Genomic DNA, 6,149 nt, shown 5'->3' on the forward strand with positions numbered 1-6,149 from the left:
GTATATATAATTAATTATTATTTTAATTTCATAACTTTTTTGTATAAATTATCAAACATTTCTATTACTTCCGTACTTTCTGAAAGATTTTGCAAATAATTATCTACATCATCATATTTTATCGATAAAAATTCATCAAAAAATTGTTTTCCTCTTCGTATATTCGTATTTTCTGGTATATAAATATTTCCTTTCATTCTTTTGTTATTAAAGAAAAATAGTATAGGTACAATTTCTTTTGTTTTAAACTCATTTACAAGATAGGCAAAAGTTTTTATAAATTTTCTATTTATATCAACAAATTTACCTGTATCATGATCATCATTATATTTAATTTCAAGATAATAAATAATATTGGTTTCTTTATCTTCAAAAAGTAAGTCTATATCATGTTTAAATGAATTATTTATATTTTCTTTATTATTTTTTATATCATTTATAATTTCTTCTTTCAAATTTTTAAATAGAAACTCTAGCTGTTCATCGGTATTTGAAGAAGTTTGACAGCTAGTTATATAATTATCTATTCTAGTTTCATTTGACTTAGAAATAGAAAAGTTATTGCTTTTTTTTCCGCTATACTCATTTATAATTTCATATTTTTTTTCATTTGATATAATTACTTTCATAAGCTCTTCAATAAAATTACCAAATTGTATATTCATACTTTGAAGTAATCCGCCGAATATTCTATATCTTTTTGGTATAAAATGTATTTTCACATTATGCTTTTCATTTAATCCAATTATTTTATTATCTGATGCTGAATGATTGATAATGTTATACACAGCCTGATTTATAATATTTTTTATATTGTTATTCATTATTATCTCCAATATAAATATATCTTAATTCATCTATAGATATAAATTTATCGTTATAATAAGTATAAAAATAATTCCAGCCATTATATTTGGATAAATTCTGCAGTTTGGCACTCATTTGATGTATAGAAAAATTTCCAAGTTCATTTTCTACATTTCCATTCTCATTTAATTTTCCTACCTCATCTCCTCTTCTACTGTATAAAGACTGATTAGCTTTCAAATACCCTTTTTCAATGAGATTCTTTATAGGAACTTTAGGAGGCTTCACTTCATAATCAAGATTTATTAAATCTGTCATCTCTGCATCCGTATTTTTTATACGTTCTTTTGCATAGTATATATATTTATCTTCTCTTTCTATTCCTATATAATTTCTTGAAAGTCTTTTAGCAACAGCCCCTGTAGTTCCTGTTCCAAAGAAAGGATCTAAAACTACATCATTTGGTTTTGAAGAAGAAAGTATTACTTTAAATAAAAGTTCTTCTGGTTTTTGTGTAGAATGAACTTTGTTTCCGTCTTTATCCTTCAATCTTTCTTTACCTGTACAAAGAGATATATTCCATACACTTTTATCTTGTTTATCATTATTTAAATGTTTCATAGTTTTATAATTAAAAGTATATTTAGTATTTTTATTTTTTCCGCACCAAATTAAAGTTTCATGAGCATTACAGAATCTAGTTCCGCCAAAATTTGGTACTGGATTTGTTTTGCTCCATATTATATCATTGAGTATCCAAAAACCTAAATCCTGCATTATTTTTCCTATTCGAAATATATTCTGAAATGAGCCTATAACCCAAATACTGCCTGTAATTTTTAATACTCTTTTGCATTCTCTTAACCAATTTATAGAAAAATTATCATAGTCTTCAAAACTATTAAATTTATCCCATTCATCGTCAACACCGCTAAATTTAGTTCCGTTAGTTCTTAAAAGCTCGCCTTCCGTCTGCATATAATAAGGAGGATCTGCAAATATTAAATCTATACTATTATCTGGTATATTTTTTAACTCTTCTAATGCATCGCCTTTTATAATTGTATTTTTTATATCATCAATAATATACATTAAAAACCTTGAAAATTAAAAATAGTGTAAACATTGTAACCTATAGCAGTTAAAATTACAAATTTATATTAAACTTGTTTCAAAAATAAATTGCTGATATTTATAGTTTTTTAATTATATTTTGTACTTTGCCGTTACAAAATACACATTTGGTAAAAGGACTGCATATTTATATGATATATAAAACTACGAAATTTTTATATATACCTAAACAATCACGATTTGTCAAATTTTAGTTGTTTAGGTATATATGATGTCTTATTCATATTTTGATATAAAAATATGAATAGGGCTTTTGCTTAGAGTTATTTAATTATGATATTTAAACTTTATTTTTATATGACTTATTAAAGCACACACAAGTTCTGATTAGATTTTCAATATTTACAAGTCCTAAAGAACTTATTTTTAAACATAGTGAAAATTAAATTATTAGTTAATTTATATTTTAGAATTTTGTTTACCATACGGTAAATGGACTATGAATTAAAATAAATCTATGGAGGGTATTAATAGATGTTATTTAATAGACTTGTTTCAAAACTAAATCAATATATAATTACACTATTCTAATTTTTAGTATTTTTGGTTTTATAAGCGGGGCTTTGCCCACCACGCTGTGTGCTACGCAACACCACACTTCTTTTGCCGTCCGCTCTGCGTGCCGTAGGCAAGGCACCTACTCGGTGGGACCCATACGAAGTACGCCTGCGGCGAGAAGCATACTCTGTACACCTTCGGTGAAAGACTGCATATTTACATACTAAAATGATAAATTATACAACATGTAAAATATATAATTTAGCATAAAGCAATAAACTATTAAAATTATTTGTCAAGTACTTTTGAAACAAGTCTAATATTAATACAATATTGTAAGTAAAAGGCTAGGCCTTAATTAAAAAGCCTAGCCTTGAATTAACTATATTTTAAAAATTATTTTTCATTAATAGTATCTATTATTTCAGCACATTTCATGTACATTCTAGGTATATGGAAAGGTCCTTTATACATATTTCCTTTTAAGTCTGTAGATATTCTTCCGTCTCTGTGAAGATATCCAAACCATTCGCCGTATTCTGTATCTATGAATTTTTTAGTATATTCTTTTACTGTGTCATGCTTTTCTAAATATTTATTATCTTTTGTAAAGTAATAACAATATAAAGCAGCAATAGCAGCTTCAGTCTGAGGCCACCAGAATTTCATGTCATGATGATATTCGCTTTTAGGTTTTCCAAGAACGTCCATATACTGAATAATACCGCCGTACTCTTTATCCCAGCCCCATTCCCACATCCAATCAAATATTTTTAGTCCTAGGGCTTTTAATTTTTCATCATGATTTCTTTCTATAGATTCTCTTAATATAAACCAAGATGCTTCTATAGCATGTCCTGGATTTAATAGTCTTCCTTCAAAGTGATCTTGTAAAGTACCGTCTGGATTACATTGTTCTAATACCGCTTTTTTATCTTCATACAAAAATAACTGAATATTAGATAAAAGATTATCTATATATTTGTTATAATAATCTTTATTTTCCGGATCGGCTTTCCTCAATTCCTGAACAGTAGCAAGCATTATCATAGGAGGACCGAAAGCTATAGTAGGTCTGTTCACCGCATTAAATTTTGGTATAAGAAGTCCTTCTTTCTGATATCTGTCTATATCATCTAATATTTTTCTTGCCTTTTGAGCATAGCTTTTATCCCCGCTTGCTCTTGAATATGCTGCCATGGCTATAAGACAAAAAGTTTCTGAGTAGTAGTATCTTAATCTTTTTATGATTGGCTTACCATCTTCAGTTACTCTGAAAAACATTCTGCCGTCGCCTTCTTTATCAAAACAGTATTTTTCCAAAAACTCTATTCCCAATTTTGCAGCTTCTAAATATTCCTCTTTCTTTTCAAAATCCGCATAAAGAGTGGATAATACCCAAGCAAATCTTCCCTGAAACCATACTGATTTATCGCTTTCTATAAGGTTTCCTTTTCTGTCTAAAGCAGTGTAGTATCCGCCATGCTTTTTATCAAGACCGTTTTTAAGCCAAAATGGTATAACATTGTCTTTGAGCATATGAAGATACTCGTTCTTTACTTCGTTTAAATTGCTCATAAAAATTCCTTAAAATCAAAATAAGATTTTATTAATAAATAATATGTTAATTTTAACAGATTGGTATTATAAAAGCAATAATAAAAATAAATTTTTATGATGTTTTTAATATTATTCTAAATCATGATTGACATTTTTTTAGAATAATATAAAATAAGTTAGAATAATCTAACAAATAAAGAGAGAATATAATGATTTCTTTAGAATATATTAATACAAATGAAACTATATATAATTTATGCACCAAATATCCAAAATTTAAAGATCTATTGTATGATTTGGGATTTGATAAGATAAAAAATCCAATAATGTTTAATACTGTATCAAAGTTTATCACTATAAAAAATGCTTTAAAGATAAAAAACATTGATATTAATGATATTAAAGATAAACTTAATGAATACGGATTTACTTTAACTACTGACTTGCAAACTGCAGATAAAACTAAATATGAAAGAAATGAAGTATTAAAATCTCTTATAGTAAGGCTTCATAATGGGGAAAATATAGATAATATAAAAAAAGAGTTTGAAGATAAATTATTTAAAGTATCGGCAGAAGAAATTTATAATGCTATGCATAAACTTGTAGATAGCGGCATGAGTATAGATGAGGCTAAACGCTTTTTTTATATACGCACTCTGATTTTGAAAGATACTATGGATAATTCATACATTACAAATAATTATAATATTATAAATATATTTAAAAAAGAAAATAGATATATAGAAAAATTATTAAATAATATTACAGAAGAAAATATTAATATTTTATATAAAGAATTAAGCAGTCATTATCATAAAAAAGAAAGCATATTATTTACAGCTTTAAAATCATATGGTAATGATGAACCTTCAAAGGTGATGACAAGAGTGGATAAAGATATACTTGATAATTTGAAAACTATTATAGATAGCAATTTAAATAATAATGATTTTAAAGAGAGATGCGAAGAGATAAGCGGGTGTATTTTAGATATGATATTTAAAGAAGAGAATATACTTATACCTCTCTGCCTTGACACTTTATCTAAAGAAGATTTTGAAAATATAGAAAGTAAATATAATAAATTGTAAATAATAGAGTTGTTTAGGTATATATTAATTATGCTTTTCTTTTATAATAATACACTAATACAGCAGCCAATATTATAATGATCATACCTATTATAGAGTATATATCTGCAATCTCATTAAATAAAAATATGCTGAACAAATATGAAAATATTACTCCAGTATAATTAAATATACTCACAGCCGAAACAGGTGCCTTTTTATACGCTATTGTTAGAAAGAACTGACCGAAGCCTGCAAATATACCTATAAGCAGAAGCATCAATAATTCAAACATATTAGGCATTACAAAACTTTTTATAAAAAATAAAGATAATAAACATGAAAATAAAGAAAAATAAAATATTATTAATGAATTGCTTTCTTTTCCTTTAAGAGAGCCTATTATGGCATAGGATATTCCAGCAAACATAGCGGCTGATAATGCTACTAAAGCTGGAAAAACATTTGAGTTCATAGCTGGCTTTATAACAAAAATAGAGCCTATTGCGGCAATAATTAAACCAATCCACTGAACTTTTATTATCTTTTCTTTAATAAGTATAAAAGCAAATAAACTAGACCAAAAAGGAGAAGTCTTTTGAAGCACTGAAGCATCAGCAAGTATCATATTGTTAGCAGCATAAAAATAAGCTATAATACCTAAATATCCAGAGGCAGAGCGGTATACTATTGAAACTATATTTTGTTTATCAGGAAAAAATTTCTCTCTGTCTTTTATCATAACAAAACCGCTTATAAATAATGTAATAAAATTACGTGCAAAAACCTGCTCCATAACAGGTATTCCATACCCCGAAACTTTTACTGCTATCTCCATAATAGAAAATGATAAAGCAGAAAATATTATTAATAAAGCTCCTATTTTTATATCATTTTTCATAGTTTGTTCTTTGTATAATTATAAAAAAAATTTATTAGATGATAATTCACAATGACAAAAATTACAATATTTGTATTATAAACTTTTTGTTTAAGAGCCATAGATATTGCACAGTTTTAGTTTAAAAAAAGGAGGTATTCCTTATAATTTAAATTATCACAACAAACAAAAAGGAA

5 protein-coding genes are annotated in these 6,149 nt (G+C 26.3%); 1 reads left to right on the plus strand and 4 read right to left on the minus strand.

What is annotated here, in order from left to right; genetic code table 11:
• Positions 1 to 17: 17 nt before the first annotated feature.
• The 3 genes from Q1X91_RS11295 to Q1X91_RS11305 form a co-directional block, all read right to left on the minus strand.
• On the minus strand, positions 18 to 824 hold the full coding sequence (locus Q1X91_RS11295; RefSeq protein WP_300757370.1) for a HinfI family type II restriction enzyme: 807 nt from the start codon (positions 822 to 824) through the stop codon (positions 18 to 20).
• Positions 817 to 1,899 carry a site-specific DNA-methyltransferase gene (locus Q1X91_RS11300; RefSeq protein ID WP_300757373.1) on the minus strand — a complete coding sequence of 361 codons (1,083 nt, stop codon included), beginning with the start codon at positions 1,897 to 1,899 and terminating at the stop codon, positions 817 to 819. Before Q1X91_RS11300 ends, Q1X91_RS11295 begins: the two co-directional genes overlap by 8 nt.
• 936 nt (positions 1,900 to 2,835) lie before the next feature.
• Entirely contained in the window at positions 2,836 to 4,017 is a 1,182-nt protein-coding gene (locus tag Q1X91_RS11305; RefSeq protein ID WP_300757376.1) for an AGE family epimerase/isomerase, read from the minus strand.
• 191 nt (positions 4,018 to 4,208) lie between these two features.
• Between Q1X91_RS11305 and Q1X91_RS11310 the strand changes: the two genes are divergently transcribed.
• On the plus strand, positions 4,209 to 5,093 hold the full coding sequence (locus Q1X91_RS11310; RefSeq protein WP_300757378.1) for a DUF438 domain-containing protein: 885 nt from the start codon (positions 4,209 to 4,211) through the stop codon (positions 5,091 to 5,093).
• 28 nt (positions 5,094 to 5,121) lie between these two features.
• Here the strand turns inward: Q1X91_RS11310 and Q1X91_RS11315 are convergent, their stop codons facing one another.
• Positions 5,122 to 5,973, minus strand: coding sequence for a DMT family transporter (locus tag Q1X91_RS11315; RefSeq protein WP_300757379.1), 852 nt, complete (start codon positions 5,971 to 5,973; stop codon positions 5,122 to 5,124).
• Positions 5,974 to 6,149: the final 176 nt, after the last annotated feature.

Source organism: uncultured Brachyspira sp. (assembly GCF_949287625.1).
Lineage (GTDB): Bacteria > Spirochaetota > Brachyspiria > Brachyspirales > Brachyspiraceae > Brachyspira.

Coding starts and splice junctions, on each gene's coding strand:
- Q1X91_RS11295 (WP_300757370.1), bottom strand. CDS start 824: ATGAATAACAATATAAAAAATATTATAAATCAGGCTGTGTATAACATT.
- Q1X91_RS11300 (WP_300757373.1), bottom strand. CDS start 1,899: ATGTATATTATTGATGATATAAAAAATACAATTATAAAAGGCGATGCA.
- Q1X91_RS11315 (WP_300757379.1), bottom strand. CDS start 5,973: ATGAAAAATGATATAAAAATAGGAGCTTTATTAATAATATTTTCTGCT.
- Q1X91_RS11305 (WP_300757376.1), bottom strand. CDS start 4,017: ATGAGCAATTTAAACGAAGTAAAGAACGAGTATCTTCATATGCTCAAA.
- Q1X91_RS11310 (WP_300757378.1), top strand. CDS start 4,209: ATGATTTCTTTAGAATATATTAATACAAATGAAACTATATATAATTTA.